Below are 24,515 nucleotides of genomic sequence, written 5' to 3'. Positions count from 1 at the left end.
ATTTAATCCACGTCATTTTTGGAGAATGAGTGAGGAGGGGTTTAAAATGAGTGAAGCAGGGGCATTTTTGAGTAAGTGACAGCCGGGTTGCACATTAAAAATCAGATCTGTCCACGATCTTGTAGATCGCTATCATCCCGGTCGAAGCCAATAATAGGTAAAGTAATGCTGATCTTTGTACTAAATTCCTCAGCAGCAGGCAAAGAACGGACGGTCAACGAAGCTACGGGATAGGGCGATTTATCATTGAGTAGATTGAGCCGGTCCTGCACCCCTTTTAGGCCAAAGGAAGTAGTTCTGAAGTTTTGCAGTCTTGACGTCTCTTTATGTTCAAAACCAACACCATTGTCCAATACGTCAATCACAAGAGATGCCACAGTCTGTCGCAGTTTGATACAGATCATACCCGGGCGATCGACGAGATGGCGGATACCGTGGTGGACAGCATTCTCCACCAGTGGCTGTATCAGCATAGAGGGTATCTTCATGTTATGGATATCCAGCTGCGGATCAACAGCTATCTCAAAGGAAAAGCTGTATGCAAAGCGGTCCTGCTCCAATTCGAGGTACAATTTGATCAGATGAAGCTCGGAGGAAATTCCTACGAGGGCGTAACGCGAATTCTCCAATACGATGCGGCTCAGGGTGGCAAATTTATGGATAAGGCTGCTGGCGCTTTTCGAATCATTTTCAATGACATAGGCTTCGATGGAGTTAAATACATTAAAGATAAAATGAGGATTCATTTGTGAACGGATGGCCTTCAGCTCGCTTTCCATCAACTTTTTTCTAAAATCAGCTTCCAGTTTCTCCTCTTTTTCCCTTTCCAGAATCTTAGTCTGTTCTTTGATCTTCCTTTCATTCGCAGATAATTCATCCTGTAACCGATCCGTATAGGCCAATTGGAGTGCGTTGATTTTTTTCTGCTGGCGCAGTCGATATAGAAATAGACCGGTCACGGTACCGATGACCACTAACAGGGCCAAGGCTTTAAACCAAGGGGTTTGAAACCATTTTGATTGGAGATGGATACCTAAGGTTGCAATCTGCGGAGACCATTGTCCATATTTATTACCGAGTCTAGCTTCGAATACGTAATCTCCGCCCGGTAAATTGTTGTATACGGCCTGTGGATCTTCTTTCGTCACTACCCAGTCCGGATCTACCCCTTTCATACGATAGGCAAAGATATAGTCCCGCAAGGCGGCGGCGGGATGCGAAAAATCAATGACAAAATTATTTTCTTCGGGTTGCAGCCTTATCGTCGCAGGACCAAATAACAGGTCACTGCGGTTCCTGTTGGCGATGTAAAATTTACTAAATATTGGTTTTTCTGAAAGTTTGGCGGAAAAATCCAACCCGGTTACATCCGTCCACAGCAGACCGATCGAGGTACATATTATTAAATTGTTGTTGATCAGCGATAAGTCATAGGTCTTTGTTGGCAATGGCGGGATTATCCCCCTTCCACTATGCAACTGGATAAAAGCCTTTGTCCGGGGGTCAAATACCATAAATCCATCGTTGCTGCGTAGCCACAGGCGCCCTTGCTGATCCCTTTTTATATCATTGATGGAATTATGCGGAAAATCATTGTTGTCCCGATAATACTGAATAAATATTTTCCTGTGATTTTGGGTAATAGCACTTAATCCACTGCCGCCCATACTGAACCAGAGGGTATCCGTGTTGTGCTGCGAAAAAGCAACAATCTTATTGGACCGCAAGCCGCCATTCTCTTTTTGTTGCGTAAACTGCCGCCAGCGAAAATTTTTCCTGTCCAATAGTTGCAACAAGCCATTTCCATCTAATCCCATCCAGATGGTCTTGTTTCCATCTTTGCCAAGATTAATAATTTTGTTACTGGGCAGCCCCTTACTTTTGTCGTAACGGATAATGGTTTTACCGGATATATTATACTGATATAAACCATTGTTCCAGGTGCCAATCCACAAAAAAGGCTTACCATCGATTGAGTCTTTCAATACCGTATTGCAGTCGGCCACGTCAAAACCATATTTATCGCCAGCAATTGCCAGGGAGCGGATAGCCTGTTTTTGCGTAGTGTCAAAATAAAATAATCCATTATAATAGCTAGAGAAATAAATGACCTGATCAATCACATTGACTTGGCTCATACTAACACCATTTAAAGAAAAAGTGGATATTTTCTGCCTTAAATCGGCACTCAATCGGCCAAAATTATTCTGGGTCCTATACCAGAGATCATCGCCCACTTTAAAAACATGGATAATGGGATCGCTATCGGCCGGAATCAGCCGGTTAACCTTATTCATCGATTCTTCATACCAAAAAAGCCCGTTTGAGGTACCCAGCCAATACCCGTTTGCTGTTTTCAGCATCACATTTACTTTGATCGGAAGTTCACATTTAGGACATAATTCACTCCATTTTATTTGCTGCTGATGTCCCGTTGCAGGTTGATATACCGTGATTCCCCTGGATACATGGCCAGCGATGATTTCATCCCTAACCGGATCGAATATCATGCACGGGTAAGTATTGTCATAAAATTTTTTGCTTTTTTGTTCGCCGAGCAGTTTGGTCTGCAATGCATTTTTTGCAGGATTATATTTGACTAGATCATTGTCATAATACATGCAATAGACTTCGCCTTTTCGAAAAACAAAACTGGATACTGCATTTTCATCCGCTTGCTTCAAGTTAAAATTTTTCGCGATTTTAGTGCGGGGGTCATAGCTAAAGAAGCCTTCATAGCGTGTTCCTATCCACAATATACCATGGTTATCCTCGGTAATCGTATAAATACTCAGGACTTCATTTTTTTTGCTCAGTGGAAATCTAATTTGGTTTATCTCGCCCGTATTAGGGTCCAGCACCTGCAGATCCGTTTCCTGTCCACCGAAATAGATCAATCCCGATTTACTTGCAAAGACCTCATACAGTTCATTTTTAAGTATCGACCGGTCCAGGCGGACGGGGAAATAAGTAATGGACTTGGACAGCGGTCTGCGTTTATCATAGCACAATAAGCCCTGATTGTCAGTCGCCATCCACACCCGTCCTATGGCATCTACAGCGATCTTTCCGAGATCATTGGTAAATCCCAAGGCCGCCTGATTGAATGGAATATGCTGTATTTGCGTACCATCGTAGTATGCCAATCCCTTGTTGGTTGATATCCAGACGATACCTTGTGCATCTACGGCCAATCCCCGAATATCATTGCTCGGCAAGCCTGATGCCGAGGAAAAATTGTATAGGTTATAAGTCCTCTGTTGGGCGTATGAAATTGAGAACACCATCAGAGCAATAGACAAGCAAGCTATAAGAGATGTCCATTTCATACCATCAGGTTTAATGTCCGGTAAGCCGTTCGATGACCAGGCTTCTTTTTGAAGAAGAGACTTCGATTTCAGAGCCGTCTTCGAGTTCCAAAGTTCCCCCGTCTCCTTTTTTATAGCGCAACACATAATCCAGATTGACAATAACACTCCGATTGACCCGAATAAAGCTGTCCATTTCCAATAGCGGTTCGTATTCTTTCAGGGTTTTAGAAACAATTATTTTGGTTCCATTGACCTGATAGAATACAGAGTAGTTGCTCATGGCTTCGACCTTGATGATATCACTTTTTTTAACAAAATAGATACCCTCTATCGTGGGCAGCGAAATTTTCATGTGATTCGTACCGGACCGGGTTGTTGTGGCCGCGAGCTTTCTTTTAGTAAGTATCTTAATTTTAAGTTTATGAACGGCGCAGCTCAATTCTTCAGGATCAACGGGCTTTAACAAAAAATCCAATGCGTTGGCCCGGAGAGCCTCCAGGGTATATACCTGATAGGCTGTTACAAAAATAACTTCAAACTCAAACTGACCAATATTTTCCAATAATTGAAAGCCATTCATTACCGGCATCTCCACATCCAAAAAAACCACATCCGGTTGGAGTGCCGTAATCTCACGCAACGCAATTAACGGATCATTGAAAATGTGTTCAACGGTCAGGTCTTCGGCAAAATCCTTTAGTTTATGATGAAGCAAAGTACTTCCCTTCACTTCGTCATCAATTATTATCGCTCGAATCATAATTGGCGTAATAAATTAATCTCAACTAAATCTACTCTTTTTTTTAGAATATATACTGTACCGATGAGCGAATAAGCATTATAAATGAGTGAACCATAGCTGTTAACTTATCCTGCCCCATTTTAATGCGCATGGTGATCATGTTGACCATTACCATTTTTAGTTGTTTCCCCCGCCTTTGTATGTACCGTAAAATCAGCAGTATGTATTTTTCCATTGGTTTGGAACTCAACCCATATTCTATAAATACCTGCTTTTTTAATATGTGTTTCGGCATAAATCGGGAAGCGTTTGTCTGATACAGGATGAATATGGAGGAATTCCTTCTCCTCTTTGCTAATCATCGCTATATGGGCAGTAGCAGCTAAGTAAGGTTCTATGTCGTTTTCCGTTAATTTTTTACCATCTTTTACAACCGATATTTCCAGCGGTTGCGACCTGTTGGTTTTTAAATCATCGCCATTTTCTAGTGTAACGGTATAGCCGTCGACCAGGGAAACAAATTTAGTTGAAAAATCCATCTTGTCATTCCCCCCGCTCCCGCTTACGATAATCTCCTTTTTGTCCACTACCGGGGCTGCTCCATGTGGTTTAAAATCTGAAAACAGAAGATATTTACCGTTATCAGGGAATGTTTCCATGATGCTATATGAGCCATCTGCCTGTTCTTTGGGATGGATGTGACGAAACCACGAAAGGTTTTCATCCACAACCATTAGATGCACCTTCATTTCATGCGAAATATCCAATGGTATGTTTTTGTTGTTTTCTTGAAAAGCGAATATCAGCTTTGCTGCTGTTCCTGCTTTAATCGTTTGTGGATCCGTCAGGAGCTTAACGTCTATTTTTACAGAATTTTCATCGGAAATAGGTACTAGATCCATTCCGCATTTAGGGCATTTGCCGCCTTCCTTCCCTCTCACTTCAGGGTGCATAGAACAGGTGTAAACGCTGTCACTGTTGCTGTGTTGATGATTTTTCATAGCTGAAGTTTTTTTTTCTATATTGTTGCAGGCTGTAAAAAATATCCCTGCGACGAGTGAACATATTAGTACTGGTGCTTTAAACGATTTAACCATTTTTCTCCATTTAAGATTAGTTATAGATCATACTTGTTATTTTTTCACGGTTTGCTCAACTTTTGCATTTACGGCACGGTCATGATCGCAATTGCGACATGAGTAATACAGATCTATATTGCAAATTTAGGCGCAGGGCGCTCCGCTTTATTGTGCAATTTCTTGTTTGATTTGCAAGATTTACGGATCTACTTTTTCCGCTTCGATCAAACTGTTACTTGCCACGGGTGCACTGTTTAATGGCATTTCAGCAACTGTGATCACTGGGATTTGGCAAAGCCATAATCTATCTGCATCAACAGCTTGTAAACCGGCACGTTTCCATCGATGTTTCGATCTGAATGGTGGGGTGCTGAATATTTAAACTTTTCAATTTTTGCAGTACCTCTTCCCGTACCCGGCGCATGAGTGTAATATCACTATTTGCCGGTACAACAATGTGGGAAGTCAAAATATGCTTTTCTCCATCCATTGTCCAGATATGAAGATCATGGATATCCGATACATGCGGTATCGCAAGGAGCTCATTGAGTAGTTTACCTTCATCAATCCCATGAGGTTTTGCCTGTTGAAAAATAGAGAGGCCATTACTGATGTTTTTTACAGCGTTAAAAAGGATAAATGCAGCAATTCCAAGTGACAACAATGGATCGATCCAATACCAGCCCGTAAAGTACATAACGATACCTCCAATCAAAACAGCGATCCAACCCAGAGCATCCTCCATAAGATGAAGCATTACTGCTTTTTGGTTCAGTGAGCGCTTATTCCCTTTCTTTAACCTCAATACCGCTGCACCATTAAACAGAAGTCCAAGGATTGCCAGCCAGAGCACCCCCTGAACATGCACTTCTTCCGGATGGAAAAAACGTGGTATCGCATTTATTGTGATCACAACCGATCCTACGACAAGGATCAGCGAGGTTATCAACGCCGCTAAAGTTGAAAACCGGCGCTTGCCATAAGTAAAAGTCGCTGTTCTGCCCCTTTCGGATTCCTTTTCCAGCACAAGTGCCGAAGCGATGGCCAAGCTGTCTCCCAGGTCATGAACGGCATCTGAAATAATGGCCACCGAATTTGTAAACAATCCTCCAAAAAACTCAATGATCGTAAAGCTGACATTGAGAGCGAGCGCTACTTTCATGTTGTTCGCTATGGGATGGATATGCATTCCATCGTGATGATGGTGACCGTGACCGTCACATCCGGCATCATGTCGGTGTACGGTCTCTTGATTGATATCTTCCATAATTGTAATTTCTTGTGTTCAAATCTATAGCACAAAGAAACGAAATAGAAGAAGTCATTTTATTGGATATAAAGCGGTATCAATAGGACGAAACGATGCTGGGATCCCTATGCTGAAGATTAACTGGGAGAAAGAGCCGTGTATAAAAAATATAAAAGGGATAAAACGATGTATAAAATCGAAGTGTTTATACATCACGCGTGTTATTGTCAGAAAATCAGGCCGATCGATCAGAAAAGGTGGTTTTCGTTCCTAAATTCATGAGCCGTGATGCCTACTGCCTTTTTGAAAAGCCTTGAAAAATAAGAATGGTCATCGTAACCGAGGTAAATGGCAATTTCCTTGATCGTTTTCTTCGAATGGCAAAGCAGCCGTTTGGCTTCCAATATAATCCTGTTCTGGATATGGTCCGTCACAGACATTCCGGTTGCTGTCCGGACACACTCGCGCAGATACGATGGGGAGATATTCAAAATATTGGCATATTCTCCCGGCTTTTTCATGTTCGAAAAATGTTTCTCCAACAGTTCCCGAAATGCTTTGGTGACGATCTGGTATCGGTTTGACTTCTCCGAACTTTGTACATTCCGCAAGTATTGGGATACATATAGACCAATAAAAGCATTTAGATAATCGGATAATAAGGAACTATAGGCTCTATCTACCGTACTGTTGTATATATTTTCACACAGCTTAACAGTACCTGACAATATTTTGGCATGCTCTCCCGAGACAAAAATCGGTTTGGCCGGTAAAAAAAGCTGTTCCAGGATATTGAAATATTCATCCTTGATATGTACGCTCGAAATGCCGATAATTGCGAATGACGAGTGCTGAAGGTCCAAAATCCGATGCACCTGGCTGGGGTGGATATAGGCGACAGTGTTTTGTCTGAGTGTATACTGCTGGAAATCCAATTCAAGCTGTATTTCGCCTGATTCAATGACCAAAAAGAGGTGCTCGTCATGCCGATGCGCTATATGTTCACTGTCATCAGGAAGATCCTTTTGAAATTTCCTTCTTTTTACCAGTATCCCCACTTGGGGATTATCGGTTAAATTATTTATGGGAATATGTTTGTTGTTTCTTTTCATCCTGACTTTTAACGATATTCTTTCGTTATTTTTGGCTACCAACCACCACAAATATAGCTCTTTTGGTATCTCGGAGCGTACAATCCTAATTTCTTTTCATCTATTTTATTTTGTTTGTATTGTTCTTTACCTTCACCAACAGCAGCGAAAGTGCTGCCACGAGCAATCCGATGGCCACTACCTTGTACGTGATCGAGAGACTTACATCTGCATCTTTCAGCGCGCCTCCGATATATACCGCGCGCCGAGGACAAAACCAATGCCTATCGTCTATTGCTTATTGATTGTCCGCAATGCTTTTTTAATGATGTACTTTGTTTCTTTACTATCACTCTCTTCTTCCCAACGTTTGCAAAGTTGCTGAACAAATGCGGGTTGCGTTTTACTTGCATCATTTAACCAATTCCCCACACTATCCTGTACATATTTTGCTTTATCGGATTTTAACCGTTCCAATATGGGCAGGCCTAATTCAGGATGTTGTTTGAGCATTTCGATATGTTCGCACCAGACTCCCCTTGGCCGGGTTGCCTCTGTTGCAAATCTTCTTATATTTTCGTCCTGATCTAATGTCCAACCGGAAAGCAGACTGATGCTTTCATCAAGATTTTCAGCAATTTTGGCCCTCACGGCCAGCCAACAGATTTCTCTTACGCCAAAATGTTTATCAGCGGCAAATGGCTGAATCTGTTTAAGCGTTTCGGAAAGGTTCAGATTTTTATTTTTTCCGATGGTATATGTTGCCCAGCAGCGAACAAGGTCAGCACGATGATCTGACAGGATTGCTAAAAACTCTTTATCATTATTTTGCATCGTTTGTTCAAAAAGCCCTATCCCGATAGCCTCGTTTACCGTATTTACGGTTTGTTTGTTCAGCTGATCAATTTTTGTGCGAAGAGGGCTTAAATAAGCTGATCTTCCATTTTGTGCAAGTAGATTCTCCAATAAAAGTTGTTGGTCTACAGCCAGCCATTCCACGAGGTTGACCGTCTCCATTTCTCCACGGTTTAATTGGTCCAAAATATCTTTTGGAATATCTTTCGTGCTTCTTGCGCCTTTTCTTTTCATGTTGTTTACACTTGTTCAATCAATTCCTGAATATCCAATCTATCTAGAGAATACCGCTAAAACTTCTGTGGGTAGTTGATTTATCAAGTTTTCGTTCAGTTCTTCAATTTGCTGTTTTAAATTTTTCATATATTGTTTTATATTTTTGCAAAGTTTTGAAAGTAAATTCAAAACCACAATACCGCATATAATTATCCCTATGGGATAAAAAAGTCAATTTTATGAAATTAGAGGAAAGAGCAATAGAAGAAAAAATCTGTCCATTGGAATTTGCCGTTAATGCGATCAGCGGAAAATGGAAAATCCCGATTGTATGGCGAATCAATGAAGGCGAGAAAAGACCAAGCGAGATGCTACGGGGTATCGCCAAGGTAGACAGACGTGTCTTAAACCAGCATTTGAAAGAATTGGAGCGGGACGGAATTTTGTGTAAAAAGAACTTTAATGAATTACCACCACGTGTCGAATATTCACTTACACCACTGGGCGAAAAATTAGTAGCGGTGCTTTGGAAATTGAACGATTGGGGAAAGCTTTTATTGGAGGATGCTGAAAAGGGCGAGTTGCTCTAGTCCGCCCTCCCTGTTACACCCACCAATAGTAATAATTGTGGTTGCCATCAGCAACTCTCTCCTACGAAAGAAAAACAAAAAACTTCAGACAGTACCGATGCAATGAATTATTATTTTTAATAACTTTGTTTAGGATGAAAAGATTGCTTGCTATATGCTTTTTGACGATTTATATCGCGTCCGCAACTGAAATTTCGCAACTGCTGAGATTTCCGCTGCTGATAGAGCATTATTTTGAGCATAAGGAGAAGAACCCAGCGCTGTCTGTAGTTGATTTTTTAAAAGTACACTACAATGGTGATCATCTGCAAAACCATCCACATGATGATGATTATGACGAAGACCAACGGCTTCCCTTTATGATGCACACGACATCCTATGGTGTTGTTTTTGTATGCCCGCCAATGGTCAGGATCGAAATTGAAAACAGGTCCCTACCTGAAAAAATTGATAATACACCAGTTCGGAATGATCAGTTTGTAGATGATACATTCCTCAATTCAATATGGCAGCCGCCAAAATTCTGTTAATCAGACCCTCTTCTTATTATTTCGGATGAAGAATCCGCTATACAACGTTTTATTATCGGTACGAGCGCAATTCCCTTTATGTTAATTGGTTTATCGCCCCTGCTCCATCGTTGTACTGGCATATCTCTTCATCAAGGATTTACGATTTAACAGAATCTATTTATTATGCTTACGAAAATCATTGAGTTTTCTGTCAAGAACAAACTCATCGTTGCATTATTGATTTTGGCCCTAATCGGTGTCGGTGCTTACCAGGTGACTAAATTGCCTATTGATGCCGTTCCCGATATTACCAACAATCAAGTGCAGGTCATTACCATTGCGCCCTCTTTTGGAGCGACAGATATCGAACGGCTGGTTACCTTTCCGATTGAACAGGTTAACAGCAATATCGCTGGATTACAGGAAATCCGGAGTTTTTCCCGATTTGGGCTATCCCTTGTAACCATTGTGTTCGAAGACAATATTGATATCTATTGGGCCCGGCAGCAGGTTGCCGAACGGCTCCAACAGGTACAGCAGGAAATTCCACAGGGCATAGGCCAACCTCAGCTAGGGCCTATTTCTACGGGTCTCGGCGAAATCTACCAATACGTCGTTCGCCCCCAACAGGGGTACGAACGGAAATATAATGTGACAGCGCTGCGTACCATCCAGGACTGGATTGTCAGACGGCAACTGCTCGGTGTCAAGGGAGTTGCTGAGGTCAGTAGTTTCGGAGGAAAACTCAAGCAATATGAGATTGCGGTAAATCCTGACCGGCTAAATGCCTATGGGGTTACAATTAACGATGTCTTTGATGCACTTAATACCAATAATCAGAATACTGGTGGTGCGTACATTGAAAAGGGACCGACAGTCCTCTACATTCGGAGCGAAGGACTTGTCGGCACCATAGCGGATATCCAAAATATTGCCATCACAAGTAAACAAAACGACCTCCCTATTTTTATCCGCGACATTGCTGAGGTAAAGACTGGCTATGCAACGCGATACGGCGCAATGACCTATAACGACAATGGTGAAGTTGCCGGTGCGATCGTGATGATGCTCAAAGGGGCCAATAGCAGCCAGGTCATTGCTGATGTAAAAGCCAAAGTGGAAGAAATTCGAAAAACACTACCCAAAGGAGTCATCATAGAGCCATTTCTTGACCGCACCAAGATGGTCAACAATGCCATCAATACCGTGCAGACAAATCTTTTGGAAGGCGCACTCATTGTTGTTTTTGTACTGGTGCTATTTCTGGGCAATATACGGGCTGGACTGCTCGTCGCTTCTGTCATTCCTTTGGCCATGCTCTTTGCCATCTGCATGATGAACCTGTTTGGTGTCAGTGGCAACCTGATGAGTCTCGGAGCACTGGATTTTGGGTTGATTATTGATGGAGCGGTAATCATAGTAGAATCCGTGATGCATCAGCTCCTGCAACAGCCGCGATTTAAAAGCCTACTCAGAGTGCCGGCAGCAGAAATGGACAATATGGTTACCGTATCTGCCGGCCGGATGATGAACAGTGCCGTATTTGGACAGATCATCATTCTGGTCGTGTACCTTCCTATCCTGACGCTGGAGGGAATCGAAGGCAAGATGTTCAAGCCCATGGCCGAAACGGTCGCGTTTGCTTTATTGGGAGCGTTCCTCCTATCGCTCACCTATATTCCGATGATGAGCGCAATATTACTACGGACCAGAAGTAGCAAGCCTTCCCTTTCGGACAGGCTGATGAAAAGGCTGGAAAAGATCTATGTTCATGTACTGCTCAAAGTACTTCGGCTTCCAAGAATTATTTTTGCAGTTGTCATTTCATTTTTCATTCTGGCTATCATCATTCTTAGCCGTTTGGGAGGCGAATTTATTCCGTCACTGGAGGAAGGAGATTTTGCGGTAGATACACGTGTCCTTCCCGGGAGTAATCTAACGACAACGATTGAAAGTACCCAGAAGGCCGCCCATATTTTAAAAAGCCGTTTTCCAGAGGTAGAAAAAGTAGTGACTAAAATAGGTAGCGGTGAGGTTCCGACCGACCCCATGCCCATGGAAGCCTCAGATATGATGGTGATCCTAAAGGACAAGAAAGAATGGACCTCAGCGCGCACATTTCCTGAGCTCGCCGAGAAAATGGGCAAAGCACTGAAAGATGTTCCCGGTATTACAGCCGGTTTTCAGTACCCCGTACAAATGCGGTTCAACGAACTGATGACAGGTGCCCGTCAGGATGTCGTCCTCAAAATATTTGGTGACAATCTGGATTCACTGGCGCTACATGCCCAGAAAATAGGCAAAATTATAGAAACGGTCCAAGGTACCCAAAATCTCTATATCGAACCTATTGCCGGACTTCCGCAAGTCGTGATACAATACAATCGTCCCATGATCGCACAACATCATCTTTCCATCGCTGAGGTCAACAGGACGATCAATACAGCCTTCGCAGGACAGCCTACAGGTCTGGTTTTTGAAGGTGAAAAGCGCTTTGATATGGTGGTGCGTATGGACGCCAGTGACAGGAAGAATATGACCGATATCCGCAATCTCCTGATCCCTACGCCTACTGGCAATCAGATTCCCCTCTCGCAGTTGGCCAGCGTAGCGATCGTTCAAGGACCTAATCAGATCCAACGCGAAAACGCGCAACGTAGGATTGTAGTGGGATTTAACATCAAAGATCGGGATGTGCAAAGTATCGTACGCGACCTGCAAGCTAAGATCGATCGAGAGATCAAACTACCGGCAGGCTATTCGATCAAATATGGGGGCTCTTTTGAAAACCTCAACAATGCCAAACAACGCTTATTTATTGCTGTTCCTATCGCATTGGCACTGATCTTTATCCTACTATTCCTTGCTTTTAAATCAGTTAAGGAAAGTTTGCTTATCTACAGTGCTATTCCACTTTCCATTATTGGTGGAGTCTTTCTGTTGGCACTACGCGGAATGCCTTTTAGTATCAGTGCCGGTGTAGGATTTATTGCGCTATTTGGAGTTGCTGTCCTGAATGGCATTGTACTGATATCGGAATTCAATAGACTTCAAAAAAGTGGCATACATAATATCGTACGCATAGTGGTGGACGGAGGCGAAAATCGTTTACGCCCCGTTTTGATGACTGCGTCAGTGGCTTCTTTGGGATTTATTCCGATGGCATTGAGTAATGGTGCAGGAGCAGAAGTACGGCGTCCGCTGGCGACAGTGGTCATCGGCGGCCTGCTCATCGCTACGCTATTAACGCTGTTCGTACTTCCACTGCTCTATGTAGCGCTAGAAAAGGGGTTTAAAGGTACTAAGCTAAAACCGAAGGTTATTGCTCCAATATTATTTGTCATTGCCTTGCTAAGCATTGAAAACTCAAGTGCTCAGACTGTCGTCACGTTGGATCGATCCATTGTTCTCGCCCTACAAAACAACCGTAGTTTGAAAAGTGAAAAATTACGAGCTGCCTACGCCAAAGCACTAATCAATACATCCACAGCAGATATTCCACAGACAGACATCGGCTTGGATTACGGTCAGATCAATAGCGCCTACCAAGACGCTAAGCTCAGCGTGGTACAACGTTTTGCTTTCCCGGCTGTCTACCGTAAGCTACGCGCCCGGTACACCGAAGAGTGGAAAAAGAGTGAGCTAAATGTCACGCTCAAAGAGTTTGAACTGAAAAAAGCCGTCAGTCTTACCTATTACAATATCTTGTATTGGTTGCAAAAAAAAGAGCTATTGAACGAGGCCCTTTCACTGTATGGCAGTTTTCTTGATAAAACTATTCTTCGTCAGAAAGCGGGCGAAAGTGATGCATTGGAAAGTGCTACAGCCGCAAATCAAAAGACCGCCATTGTAATCCAATTGAGACAGGTAGATGCTGAAATAAAGGTGCTTCAATCCCAGTTTCAATGGCTTTTGAATACTGACATCATGTATATTCCTGCCACAACCGGGAGAGTGGTTTTCAACCCACCTTCGATAGAAAGCCATCCTTTGCTTAAGGTATTGGAACAAGGAAAAATAGTCGCCGGACAAGCTACCGCAGTTGAAAGATCCAAGCTTCTCCCCCAGCTGCAATTAGGCTATAATCTGAACAGTTTTAAGGGGGTAGGTCCGGATAACAACACATACGATGCAAGCCCAAGATTCCATTCCGTGCAGATCGGCCTTGCTGTACCTGTATTTTCCAAAGGACAGAAGGCCCGGGTGGAGGCATCGCGCCTGGCCGAAGCAATAGCAGAAGATGAATATCATAATGCGGAATTTGCACTCGAGAGACGAAAACAAGAGCTTTCACATCGCTATAAGAGCTGCTTCGATATTGTCGACCAATATGAGACATCCGAACTCAAAAATGCAGATACGATCTTTATAACGGCGCAAAGACAATTTTCCAACGGTGCTATTAACTACCTCGAATTTGTCACTTTGGTCAATCAGGCAATCTCGCTAAAAAGCAACTATGCAGATGCGTTGTGGCAGCTCAACGAAAGTGCCATTCAGCTTCATTACATCATGCTAAATCAATAAAAATGAAAACGAAAAATCTTTTATCTCAATATATGATCTGTCTACTGGCAGTCATTTTCTGTGTCAATATTTCCTGTCGTGGAAATAAGGAAAACAAACCAGTGGCCGCCAGCAATCAAGAGGATGAAAATCTCGTTTCCTTAACGGCTGCCCAGCTCCGGAACGTTCAAATCGAAACAGTGACACTTTCGGACCAAGCTGTTGCAAGCTTCCTAAAACTGAATGGGAAAATAGATGTCCCACCACAGAATATGGTGTCTGTAAGTATCCCGCTGGGCGGGTATCTCAAGCGTACGCAACTACTTCCGGGAATGAAAGTGTCTAAAGGCGAAGTAATTGCAATTGTAGAAAATCCACAGTTTGTACAGCTCCAACAGGACTATCTCGCTGCCCGATCAAGGTTACACTTTGCCCAGCTTGACTACATACGCCAAAAAGAGCTCAACCACAACCAAGCGAGTAGTGATAAGGTAATGCAGCAGGCCCAAGCTGAGATGAACAGTCAGCAAATCATTATGAATGCACTTGCCAGACAGCTTGAGCTTGTCAATATCCCGCCCGGTACAATTGCTACCGGCAATATTCGTAAAAGTGCACCTGTGTACAGTAGTATCGATGGCTATGTGAGCAAAGTCAATGTCAATATCGGAAAATATGTAAACCCGTCGGATATACTCTTCGAACTGATCAATCCGAATAACATCCATCTCAACCTCAGGGTCTACGAAAAAGACCTCGAGCAGATGCGTCCCGGACAGCCCCTATTGGCCTACTCCAATATTAACCCCAATAAAAAATACAATGGAAAGGTCCATCTGATCGGTAAGGATATTGATCCAAGTGGTATGGCCGATGTTCACTGTCATCTGGATCAATATGATCCGGACCTGATCCCCGGGCTGTATATGAATGCAGAGGTTCAAATAACTGCAACATTTGGACATTCCCTCCCTGAAGAAAGTATCGTGGACTTTGAAGGCGAAAGCTTTGTGTTTGTCTCCGAAGGAAATAGGAATTACCGGATGACGAGGATATCCATAGAGGAGCCTCAAAAAGGACTGGTTAAGGTATTGAACTTTCAGGATTTCCAGGGTAAGCAAATCGTGAGCAAAAATGCCTATACCCTTTTGATGCAGCTCAAAAACACAGCAGAAGAGGAAGAGTAATTGGAATGACCTCTGATATTATCATTGAATATTAAATTTAAGTAGATGAAAATAGTAACCATAATAGCATCAATATTTTCCCTTTTCGTGAATTTAGCATTTGGAAGTTCCGATAATCCGAATCGAGATACGCTATTTAGGAACAACCTTATTCAGGAAAATTCGGTGGATGAAATTTATCAGGCTAGTTACAAAAAACTGATTATCCCAGCGATAGGTATCGGATATGGTGTGCTTAGCCTCACCGACGACCGATTAAAAGAACTGAATAATTCCACGCGTTTTGAAATTGGCGAACATAGTCCTTCACGTATTAAAGCTGATAATTATACGCAGTTTATTCCCGGAGCATTAGTCTATGGATTAAATGCCTTCGGTTTAGAGGGTAAACATGGCTTTAAAGATCGAAGCATAATTTTGGCAACCTCACTGCTGATTTCAACAGCCATTGTGACACCTACCAAACAGCTGGTCAAAGAGCAGCGACCCGATGGTTCCAATAACCTGTCGTTTCCGTCCGGTCATACCGCCACAGCCTTCGCTACAGCGCATTTCATGTTTCGCGAATATCGTGGGAATAATCTCTGGTTAAGTTTGCTCGGCTATCCTTTTGCAATATTCACGGGTACCTATCGTACGTTCAACGATAAACATTGGGTCGGCGACGTGGTCGCTGGTGCGGGCATAGGGATATTGTCAACTGAAATTGCCTACTGGTCCTTTCCCACAATGTCAAAATTGTTAGGAAATAGCATGGGCAAGCAGGCGCTCATCATGCCTTATTGTCAATCAAATAAGGTAGGCTTTAACTGCGTTTTTACATTTTAATAAATAAGAAAACTTCGTAAAAATCACAAACTATGCGAGAAGGTGTCGAAATGGACACCTTCTTTTTTGATGTTAAATAATGTTGCAAATGACAATCGCCCAATACCGTACGATTTTGATATCAGTCTAATTGATACCTCTCAACACTACAGAAATGGCACAGTCCGGGTCTGAACGCATTGTGCGGCATATAAGTATAGCGCCGCGCTCCAGGTTTGCCAGTCCTGCCCATAAGGTATTCCGTCCTGACTTTTGAGCCATTCGTTAAATCCGTATTCCAATTGATGATCCACAGCCTTGGTGATAAGAGTGGTAAGCGCCAAAAGCTTTGCCTCAGCGAGGTCAAATCGTTGTGCTTTCACAAGCGCTGCAATATAAAAGCCACAAATAAATGGCCATACCCCACCGTTGTGATAATCACCGGGCTGATTAAACTGCCTGTACCGCTCATGCCATTCGCGATCTTCCGGATAAATAAATGGAAAAAAGTTGGGCGGAAGGTCCACTGCCAAGATCCCTTCCTTCCGCATGAGTTGACAGGAGGATTCGACCCAGTCTATGATTGTATCTGCTTTTTTTGCAGATGCTATTCCTCCAATTATTGCAAGGCTGTTACCCAGCAGATCGAACCTGTCGCTATGGTATAATTTAAATGTCCATAAGGCATAATACGGATATTGTCCTGCAAACAGGGTATTTACAGCTTTGGCGAGTCTATCTGCACGCTCCTGATAGCCTAACAGCTGGAGCGCACTGTGGTATATGGCATTGACATATAGTCCGTACCCCAGCACCCACTGTTCATCGCGCCAGTCACTGGTAGGCTGCTGGGCGACCATTCCGTCATCCGTGGGACTCTGGTACATCATCCACCGCAGCGATTTGTTAACAGCCAGTTGAAGAAAATTTGAATTTCCGGTCATTTTACGATATATACCCACCGCCATAAGAAACAGCGGTGTTGTATCGCTGGCACCTAAATTATTAGGATCGTACACGATGGACGGGATATGGCCATGTGCGGTTTGAGTGATTGCCAAAACTTCCAACACACTTTTGATGCTATCATAAAGCTGTATGTTGTGGGTGCTGGCAATACCAAGGACCGAGAATAAAAGATCCCGGCTGTAGGGCTCCGGGTACCCCCAGGCAGCAGTGCGTGGGAGATGATAAAATGGTCCATTGCTATTATTTAACAACACGCCCTCAGCCGCTATCTTTGCGGAATCTATCGCTTCAAGTTGGTTTTCTGTAAGCATCTGCTGTTCAATTTAGTTGAACCTGAAATATTGTTCCATTATTTTAACAAAGCGCCGGGCTACCTCCCTGTAGTCAAACCGCTCTTCGACCCTTTTCCGTCCTGCTGCGCCCATTGCCGTACGAAGTGAAGTATCTCGCATCAAAGTCAGTAAACAATCTGCAATATCGCTGACATCTGCTCTATAGTCTACCGTACGAGGTACGTCAAACTGGATCACATGATTATCTTCATACCCGGATTCGGTACCCAAAGTGACTTTGTCGACGACAATCTCCTTGGCCACACCTGCCAGTAGAGCAGTCTCACCATGTATCAGTGTATCGAGCATACCCATGGCGCGGATACCAATTACCGGCTTACCACATGCACCAGCCTCTACCTGTGGCATACCAAAGCCTTCCAGTCTGGAAGGTGCGGCATAGATATCGCAAGCGCCGATCAGATAAGGCATAAAATCCCGTGATATTATATTGGTGGCATAAATTACTTTTTTACTGATGCCAAGCCTTTCGGCGAGATCGTGATCATATTGATTTTGAAAAGAAGTGCGCGGTTGTGGCCAGACTTTACATACATACTTCCAGGGCGGCACATCTTTGTCGATTAGGGCCAGTGCCTGCATGACTTCATTTGATCCTTTTGAAGCCGCATCCCCACCAACGGTCAGCAACATAATCTCGTCCGGAGACACCCCCAATTGTTGCCGCACCGCAAGGATCTTGGGGTCGTTACTTGCGTGGGGAACAAAGGAATCCGTATGACAACCCACAGGAAGTACCTCGATCTTTTCCCCTGCAATGCCATCTCTTACATACATTTGCTTTACCCAATTGGAGGTGACTAGGATAAGTGGCAACTGGTTGAGTGTATCTCTGTAATTGGCGATATATCCGTCGGCGACAAGCCAGGGTACAGCCCGTTGCCCAAAAAGTTTTGGATGCACAACGATGGAGGGAACATGTCCCCAATATCCAATACCGACAACGACATCGGGCCTGAACCAGTCATAGTACCATTCCTTCTCCTGATCCGACTGCCAATGTGCCGCATGGACATCAACACCAATGGCGAGCAAGCCCCTATAAAGTAAATCCCCCTGTGTGGACAAGCCACCCGGTGAGGGCGGATAATCATATAATAATAACACCCTCATGCCAATACCCCTCCCCCGGACAGCCAGGCCATAGCTTTACCGGTATCAGTAAAGGACCAAAAGGCCTCTGTGCTCGGCGTTGTGACCACCTCCCAGCCCTCTTTTGGATAACCGTATACCCTATTCATAATCTCATACTTAATATCATAAATGGCGAGGTCGAGCTGATTTTTTATCGGGGCAGTTTTATGAGGTCGCGGATAAAATTGACGATTCCCATCGTGATAGGCAAATGTCCAGAGTTCCTTGCTTTTTATTTTACGCTTTTTCCAGAGTTTGATGACAGCTTCGCTGACTTCTACATGCCGTCGATGGTAGGTATATTCGCCCGAAGGGTTATGGGTAATTACCAGATCATACGTAATAGGCGGCAACAACGCGAGAATGGTATGTTGAATTACGGATTCGCGCAATGGTATCTGTCGGACCCCATCGTCCAGACAGCCCATTGCCCCTTCTGCGCGTAGCACCCTAAGTGCAGCATTGAATTTTGAGGCCCGATCAGGATCATCGCCGCGACACACAGTGATCACATACACCTGCCAATCCAGGTGACCAAGAATAGTCCCCCCCGCCCAGAGGGTCTCATCGTCGGGGTGCGCTACGATCACAGCTATTTTTTTCTTTGCCGAAACTGTATCGGCAACGATGGGCGGGACAACATTTTTCATCTCCTTTATCTTTTAATTTTCTGTCAATGCCCGTATAAGCAACTCTAATTACAAAAACATTATATGATTATTAACGGGTATAGACGTTATGGTCATACAACGATATCTTGGACAAGAGATAACAACAACTAGATTGTTGCTTCCTAATAAAGTTCTGATTAATAAAACAATATACGTTATACAATTTGCATGTATTCTTGTATAATTGGTAGGTAATCTTATGGGTATTAGAGGTCTTCGAGATTTGTTCGCATTCTTACTGGAAGCTTTTTGAAAAATGTGGGTGTCAGTCCGGTGACCTGTTTAAACTGCTTGGAGAGATGTGACACACTTGAATAATGCAGTAGATACGATATTTCTGTAAGATTCAATTCGCCGTAAAGGATCAGTTCCTTGATTTTCTCTACTTTATGCTGTATGATAAAATGTTCGATCGTGATCCCCTTTGTTTTGGAAAATATCTCGGCCAGATAGTGATAGTTTTTTTTTAGTCTGTCACTCAATAAAGTAGAAAAATTAACTTCCGGGATTTCTTTGGAATAATGGACCATTTCGACAATAATACTGGTTATCTTTTCGATCAATTCGGCTCTCTTATCGTAGAGCAACTCCAGCCCGGATTGATGCAATGCTTCCTGCAACTTTAGCTTGACGTTTTCAGAAATAGGCTGTGCTAACCTGACTTCGCCTAATTCGATTGATATATAGGCTATCTCCAATTTGTCGAGTTCAGATTTTACCATCATTTTGCAACGGCGGCTCACCATATTTTGGATGATTAATTTCATGTCTGTTGGTCCAATAGCACAAATAATATATGGGCAAAATTATCTATCAAAAGAAACAAACTAGCTATATATTAAACATGTTTGCCAAACAATTTGTTTTTAAATATTTATCGGACAAACATCCACTAACTTTTGATAACCATTATGTTCTTTTTTGATATCCCAAAAACATCAGAAAATAGGTGTTAAAAAGAATAGATACGTTTATGTTGCCATTAATATCTCTGACCACTACAGAGATGGCATCGACTCGTTAAAGTACTCATCTAGTCTTCATGCGATTCGAAGCGTCCGCTTCCTTGCTCGATGTTGATGCGAAATACGATTAATGATTCGTATTAAATTATATAAAAACTCAATCTATGCTCTCCTCATGAGCTTGTAAATTTCAAACCAAAGTACAGATACACCTGCAACGGCAAGAGCAATCGCCAATTCAGATCCACTGAGTGCTGTTACCTCAAAGAAAGCAGCAACTGGCCCACAATACAAGATGACAAATAGCAAGATCAACACAACTAAAGAGATCCCGAACAATAGGAAATTACGATTCTTAAAGCTTTCGATGATACTATAATAGAACGAGCGGTTGGCATAGCTCAACAATATATTCGCAAAGATCAAGGTACAGAACACCATCGCCCTTGTTTTTTCTTCGCTCCCGCCATGCTGGACCGTAAACTGGTAGCTAAATAAGACCCCAAGCGTGATCACTACCCCTTGGATGATGCTTATGCCCAGTTCACTGATGCTCAAAAAAGTCTTCCCCATCGCTCTTGGAGGCTGATTCATCGTATTTCTTTCGATAGGTTCATTCTCATAAACGATAGAACAGGTAGGCCCCATGACCAGTTCCAGAAAGATCACATGCACAGGGGTAAATATCTGCGGGTAGATCCAGCCCAAAAACAAGGGCAAGGATACTGTCAGAATAATGGGAATATGAATGGAAATAATATACTGCACAGCCTTTTTGATGTTGGTATAAATCCGGCGACCAGCAGCGATGCCGACGATGAGTTTCTGCAAATCATCGTTGGTGATGACCAGTGCGGCAGCTGATTTGGCAATCTCGGTTCCCTTATTTCCCATGGCCACACCAATATGCGCAGCTTTCAACGCCGGACCGTCATTTACTCCGTCTCCGAGCATGGCCACAACTTCACCACTCTTTTTCAGTGCATTGACGACCGCAAGTTTGGCATCGGGAAACATGCGGGTAAATAGCGTGGTCCGCTCAGCCAGCTTTATGATGTCATCTTCGGTATTCCCAACGATTTCGCTACCATTTACAGCCGGCGTATCATTGACAATTCCTGCCTGCAATGCAATCGCGTTTGTTGTTTCGGCGTTATCGCCCGTAATCACCTTTACCTTGATTCCAGCAGCATAAATTTGCTGAAAGACCTCCCTTATCCCCTCTTTGGGCGGATCATAGAACACCGTGAGCCCTAAAAACTCAAACGTAAAATCCTGCTGTTTTGCAGGGAAGGCATTTCCTGCAAAATGTGATTTGGCAACACCCAGAATCCGATATCCTTGCTGAGCAAAAGTTTTAATCACCGCCCTAATCTTATCTCGATCGGCATCGGAGAGCTGTGAAACGCTAAGTATCGCCTCGGGTGCCCCCTTGGCCGCGATGATCCGCTCATGCTCATTATTTTCAAAAAGGTGTGTCATCATTGGCGGCCTGCCTTCGAGCGGATATTCATGAAACAGCTGATAACTCCGTCTTAAATCATTTTTTTGTGTTTTTTCGTATACTTTATGCAACGTGATCTCCATGGGGTCAAAAGGCACGGGCTCGCTGCTCCACATAGCATAGTCAATAAGCTCATGAAGTGCTTCATGTTCAAATTCACCTTCGGCATACACCCTGTCGGAACGATAATCATACAGGTTTTTTAATTGCATGATATTGGCAGTAATGGTACCTGTTTTGTCGGTGCAGATTACCGTGGTACTCCCCAAGGTTTCTACGATACTGCTCCTTTTGATGATAATACCCTCGCGCATGAGTTTCCATGCCCCCAGGGCCATAAAAGTTGTAAATGCGACAGGAATCTCCTCGGGTAGTACAGACATTGCCAAGGTGAGCCCATTGAGCAGGCTCACTACGATATTGTGATTATCGAGATAACTGAACAGGCAGACCAGCAGGAAAATAACAATTCCGACGATTGCCATTGCTTTGACAAATTTCTGGATCTGGATCTGCAAGGGCGAGATCTCCTCTTTAATCGTTCGTATGGATTCGCCAATTTTGCCTACGCGCGTTTCTTTGCCTATCTTTTGCACCTGAAAGACAGCAAGTCCCGACACCGTTATTGTGCCGCTATAAACGAAGTTATCGGTAGTCGTACTATCCTTGAACACGGAGAAGCTCTCTCCTGTGAGTGATGACTCGTTGACAGAAAAGTCGTTGCTGTGTACGATTACTCCGTCCGCATTAATCATGCGGCCCTCTTCTGTGATACAAAGGTCGCCTACGACAATTTCCCGTGTAGGAATCTTGACCACCTGCGCATCCCGGATGACCACACTCAGGGGCTCATTGAGTTTTTCAAGCTCTTCCAACGCTTTCTTGCTACGGTTGTCCTGATAAAACGAGATCGCAGTGACCGCCACGATCGCCGCCATCATAAAAGCTGCTTCAGCATAGTCGCCCACAATCACATAGATCAGTGAAATAACAATCAGTAAGATCAGCATAGGCTCTTTTAAAATACCCATCAGCAATTCCAGCCAGGTACTTTTATGCGTTGCCGCCAACTGATTATACCCATATTTTGCCCTCGCTTGATTTACTTCGTCCTGGCTGAGACCTTTGAGATGACCAGGGATATTATATGCCATAAGGAAATTGCTTAATATAGAAACCTTTATTTACTGACTGTATAAGAAACACTATTTTCCAGAATATGTTCTCCAAAATTTTACATTTATAAATTGGATGTTAGCTAGTCATCACGTGAATCGGGCAAGCTATATGAGCGCAAATCGCTCATCTTTGACTAAAATCTTTACGGGTATTTCTAGTTCTGTTTGAATCTTTACGCGTAATGCCTCCAATGCACATGGTTCTCCATGTACCAGCATGATCTTTTGAGGAGGAATTTTATATTTTTTGATCCATTCCAGCAGTTCGTATTGGTCAGCGTGTGCCGATAAACCTGTCAATTCTACGATATTTGCTTTTACCGGATAATAACTACCATGAATCTTCAACTCGTAAGCCCCATTTAGCAAAGCTCTGCCACGTGTACCTTCGGCTTGAAATCCTACGATCAATACCGTGTTCCGGCTATTTCCTATATCATGTTTCAAATATTCAAGCACCCTTCCTCCGGTGATCATACCACTGCCCGCAATAATGATTTTACTCGCTTTATCCTGAATAATCTCCGCAGTATTCATATAATCTCTGTTAATTTCAATACTTTCAACAATTTTCAACCATTTTCTTTTATCAACACTGGTGTATTCAGCATAATCAACCATAATCTTTGTGGCGGTAGCAGCCATAGGACTGTCCAGGATGATCGGCAGATCGTGCGGAATTTTGTTTTGTTCCTTTAAACGAAAGAGCATATAGATCAGCTCCTGTGCCCTACCCACAGCAAAACTAGGAATAATGATATTACCGTGGTTTTTAACCGTAAGGTTGATCCAATGTGCCAGACTATCATACAAATCGGTCTTGTCGTGCAATCTGTCACCATAAGTAGACTCCATGACCAAAAAATCCGCTTCGGTAAAAAAGTCACGGATAGGCAGAATCTCGCTATGGCTTCGTCCGATATCACCCGAGAATACGATCGTTTTGTCAAAGCAGGTAATTGCCACCGAACAGGCGCCAATGATATGGCCGCAAGGTTTGAACTGGCATTGAATCTGATTGCCTAGCTTAATACTGGTATTTTCCTGAACAGTATAAAAATGCTCGAAAGCCTGTTCGGCATCCACTTTAGTATATAGCGGTTTTGCAGGATGATGTTTGGTATAATGATGCTGATTAGCCTTTTTCGCATCCTCTTCCTGTAACTTCGCGCTATCAAGCAAGATCAGTTTGGCCAGTTCCGCGGTAGGCTCGGTCATGTAGATCTTACCTCTAAATCCGTTTTTTATGAGCAAAGGTAGATAGCCGCAATGATCCAGATGGGCATGGGTAAGAATGACCAGATCAATTTCTCCTATCGGAATATTTAAGGATTCCCAATTTTGTTCACGCAAGGATTTAATGCCTTGAAACAAGCCACAATCGACTAATATGGTAAGTTCGGGAGTTTTTAATAAATGCTTTGATCCGGTCACTGTTCCGGCTCCTCCGAGAGATTTTATAATAATAGTTTCCATTTTCATTGGAGACTGAACAATTTGATCGGGGGCTTCTGCAGTTTTCATAATGAATTTATTTTTGGTCTGATACCCTAAAGTTACATCTATAAAAATTTTCAGATCATGATCACTGCTATT

17 protein-coding genes are annotated in these 24,515 nt (G+C 43.2%); 5 read left to right on the top strand and 12 right to left on the bottom strand.

Annotation, left to right across the window (positions count from 1 at the left end):
• Positions 1-101: 101 nt before the first annotated feature.
• The 6 genes from B4G94_RS02380 to B4G94_RS02355 form a co-directional block, all read right to left on the bottom strand.
• Positions 102-3,329: a sensor histidine kinase gene (locus B4G94_RS02380; protein WP_286856924.1), complete on the bottom strand. Its 3,228-nt coding sequence runs from the start codon at positions 3,327-3,329 to the stop codon at positions 102-104.
• 10 nt (positions 3,330-3,339) lie between these two features.
• Entirely contained in the window at positions 3,340-4,071 is a 732-nt protein-coding gene (locus B4G94_RS02375) for a LytR/AlgR family response regulator transcription factor (protein WP_286856922.1), read from the bottom strand.
• 122 nt (positions 4,072-4,193) lie between these two features.
• A complete protein-coding gene (locus B4G94_RS02370) occupies positions 4,194-5,054 on the bottom strand; it encodes a heavy metal-binding domain-containing protein (RefSeq protein ID WP_286856921.1) in 861 nt (286 codons plus the stop codon).
• 391 nt (positions 5,055-5,445) lie between these two features.
• Positions 5,446-6,399, bottom strand: a complete 954-nt coding sequence (locus tag B4G94_RS02365; RefSeq protein WP_286856919.1) for a cation diffusion facilitator family transporter — start codon at positions 6,397-6,399, stop codon at positions 5,446-5,448.
• A 230-nt stretch (positions 6,400-6,629) separates the two neighbouring features.
• Positions 6,630-7,493, bottom strand: coding sequence for an AraC family transcriptional regulator (locus tag B4G94_RS02360; RefSeq protein ID WP_286856918.1), 864 nt, complete (start codon positions 7,491-7,493; stop codon positions 6,630-6,632).
• Between the two features lie 270 nt (positions 7,494-7,763).
• Complete coding sequence (locus tag B4G94_RS02355) at positions 7,764-8,561, bottom strand: DNA alkylation repair protein (RefSeq protein WP_286856916.1); 798 nt, start codon at positions 8,559-8,561, stop codon at positions 7,764-7,766.
• A 221-nt stretch (positions 8,562-8,782) separates the two neighbouring features.
• Here B4G94_RS02355 and B4G94_RS02350 point away from each other — a divergent pair, with 221 nt between their 5' ends.
• The 5 genes from B4G94_RS02350 (at position 8,783) to B4G94_RS02330 (ending at position 16,166) form a co-directional block, all read left to right on the top strand.
• Positions 8,783-9,133 (top strand): winged helix-turn-helix transcriptional regulator, encoded by a 351-nt coding sequence (locus B4G94_RS02350; RefSeq protein ID WP_286856915.1) that lies wholly within the window; start codon positions 8,783-8,785, stop codon positions 9,131-9,133.
• A 134-nt stretch (positions 9,134-9,267) separates the two neighbouring features.
• A complete protein-coding gene (locus tag B4G94_RS02345) occupies positions 9,268-9,663 on the top strand; it encodes a hypothetical protein (protein ID WP_286856912.1) in 396 nt (131 codons plus the stop codon).
• Between the two features lie 165 nt (positions 9,664-9,828).
• On the top strand, positions 9,829-14,172 hold the full coding sequence (locus B4G94_RS02340; protein ID WP_286856909.1) for a CusA/CzcA family heavy metal efflux RND transporter: 4,344 nt from the start codon (positions 9,829-9,831) through the stop codon (positions 14,170-14,172).
• Between the two features lie 2 nt (positions 14,173-14,174).
• Positions 14,175-15,338 carry an efflux RND transporter periplasmic adaptor subunit gene (locus tag B4G94_RS02335; RefSeq protein ID WP_286856907.1) on the top strand — a complete coding sequence of 388 codons (1,164 nt, stop codon included), beginning with the start codon at positions 14,175-14,177 and terminating at the stop codon, positions 15,336-15,338.
• A gap of 45 nt (positions 15,339-15,383) precedes the next feature.
• Positions 15,384-16,166, top strand: a complete 783-nt coding sequence (locus B4G94_RS02330) for a phosphatase PAP2 family protein (RefSeq protein WP_286856904.1) — start codon at positions 15,384-15,386, stop codon at positions 16,164-16,166.
• 146 nt (positions 16,167-16,312) lie between these two features.
• Here the strand turns inward: B4G94_RS02330 and B4G94_RS02325 are convergent, their stop codons facing one another.
• The 6 genes from B4G94_RS02325 to B4G94_RS02300 all read right to left on the bottom strand — a co-directional run bounded on the left by B4G94_RS02325 (position 16,313) and on the right by B4G94_RS02300 (position 24,443).
• Positions 16,313-17,425: a glycoside hydrolase 100 family protein gene (locus B4G94_RS02325; RefSeq protein ID WP_286856902.1), complete on the bottom strand. Its 1,113-nt coding sequence runs from the start codon at positions 17,423-17,425 to the stop codon at positions 16,313-16,315.
• Positions 17,426-17,437: 12 nt separating this feature from the next.
• A complete protein-coding gene (locus B4G94_RS02320) occupies positions 17,438-18,580 on the bottom strand; it encodes a glycosyltransferase family 4 protein (RefSeq protein ID WP_286856899.1) in 1,143 nt (380 codons plus the stop codon).
• On the bottom strand, positions 18,577-19,251 hold the full coding sequence (locus B4G94_RS02315) for a PIG-L deacetylase family protein (RefSeq protein WP_286856898.1): 675 nt from the start codon (positions 19,249-19,251) through the stop codon (positions 18,577-18,579). The genes B4G94_RS02320 and B4G94_RS02315 overlap by 4 nt, the downstream gene beginning before the upstream one ends.
• A 227-nt stretch (positions 19,252-19,478) precedes the next feature.
• Positions 19,479-20,039: a helix-turn-helix domain-containing protein gene (locus B4G94_RS02310; RefSeq protein WP_286856896.1), complete on the bottom strand. Its 561-nt coding sequence runs from the start codon at positions 20,037-20,039 to the stop codon at positions 19,479-19,481.
• A gap of 360 nt (positions 20,040-20,399) precedes the next feature.
• Entirely contained in the window at positions 20,400-22,895 is a 2,496-nt protein-coding gene (locus B4G94_RS02305) for a cation-translocating P-type ATPase (protein WP_286856894.1), read from the bottom strand.
• 129 nt (positions 22,896-23,024) lie between these two features.
• Positions 23,025-24,443, bottom strand: a complete 1,419-nt coding sequence (locus B4G94_RS02300) for an MBL fold metallo-hydrolase RNA specificity domain-containing protein (protein ID WP_286856892.1) — start codon at positions 24,441-24,443, stop codon at positions 23,025-23,027.
• Positions 24,444-24,515: the final 72 nt, after the last annotated feature.

It is taken from the genome of Sphingobacterium sp. UBA7625 (genome assembly GCF_002484085.1).
Classification (GTDB): Bacteria; Bacteroidota; Bacteroidia; order Sphingobacteriales; family Sphingobacteriaceae; genus Sphingobacterium; species Sphingobacterium athyrii.
The sequence above is the reverse complement of the archived record's forward strand: the minus strand, read 5'-3'. Positions and strand labels throughout refer to the sequence as shown.

Coding starts and splice junctions, on each gene's coding strand:
- B4G94_RS02345 (WP_286856912.1), top strand. CDS start 9,268: ATGAAAAGATTGCTTGCTATATGCTTTTTGACGATTTATATCGCGTCC.
- B4G94_RS02330 (WP_286856904.1), top strand. CDS start 15,384: ATGAAAATAGTAACCATAATAGCATCAATATTTTCCCTTTTCGTGAAT.
- B4G94_RS02300 (WP_286856892.1), bottom strand. CDS start 24,443: ATGAAAACTGCAGAAGCCCCCGATCAAATTGTTCAGTCTCCAATGAAA.
- B4G94_RS02375 (WP_286856922.1), bottom strand. CDS start 4,071: ATGATTCGAGCGATAATAATTGATGACGAAGTGAAGGGAAGTACTTTG.
- B4G94_RS02370 (WP_286856921.1), bottom strand. CDS start 5,054: ATGAAAAATCATCAACACAGCAACAGTGACAGCGTTTACACCTGTTCT.
- B4G94_RS02305 (WP_286856894.1), bottom strand. CDS start 22,895: ATGGCATATAATATCCCTGGTCATCTCAAAGGTCTCAGCCAGGACGAA.
- B4G94_RS02350 (WP_286856915.1), top strand. CDS start 8,783: ATGAAATTAGAGGAAAGAGCAATAGAAGAAAAAATCTGTCCATTGGAA.
- B4G94_RS02320 (WP_286856899.1), bottom strand. CDS start 18,580: ATGAGGGTGTTATTATTATATGATTATCCGCCCTCACCGGGTGGCTTG.
- B4G94_RS02325 (WP_286856902.1), bottom strand. CDS start 17,425: ATGCTTACAGAAAACCAACTTGAAGCGATAGATTCCGCAAAGATAGCG.
- B4G94_RS02340 (WP_286856909.1), top strand. CDS start 9,829: ATGCTTACGAAAATCATTGAGTTTTCTGTCAAGAACAAACTCATCGTT.
- B4G94_RS02365 (WP_286856919.1), bottom strand. CDS start 6,399: ATGGAAGATATCAATCAAGAGACCGTACACCGACATGATGCCGGATGT.
- B4G94_RS02315 (WP_286856898.1), bottom strand. CDS start 19,251: ATGAAAAATGTTGTCCCGCCCATCGTTGCCGATACAGTTTCGGCAAAG.
- B4G94_RS02355 (WP_286856916.1), bottom strand. CDS start 8,561: ATGAAAAGAAAAGGCGCAAGAAGCACGAAAGATATTCCAAAAGATATT.
- B4G94_RS02310 (WP_286856896.1), bottom strand. CDS start 20,039: ATGAAATTAATCATCCAAAATATGGTGAGCCGCCGTTGCAAAATGATG.
- B4G94_RS02335 (WP_286856907.1), top strand. CDS start 14,175: ATGAAAACGAAAAATCTTTTATCTCAATATATGATCTGTCTACTGGCA.
- B4G94_RS02380 (WP_286856924.1), bottom strand. CDS start 3,329: ATGAAATGGACATCTCTTATAGCTTGCTTGTCTATTGCTCTGATGGTG.
- B4G94_RS02360 (WP_286856918.1), bottom strand. CDS start 7,493: ATGAAAAGAAACAACAAACATATTCCCATAAATAATTTAACCGATAAT.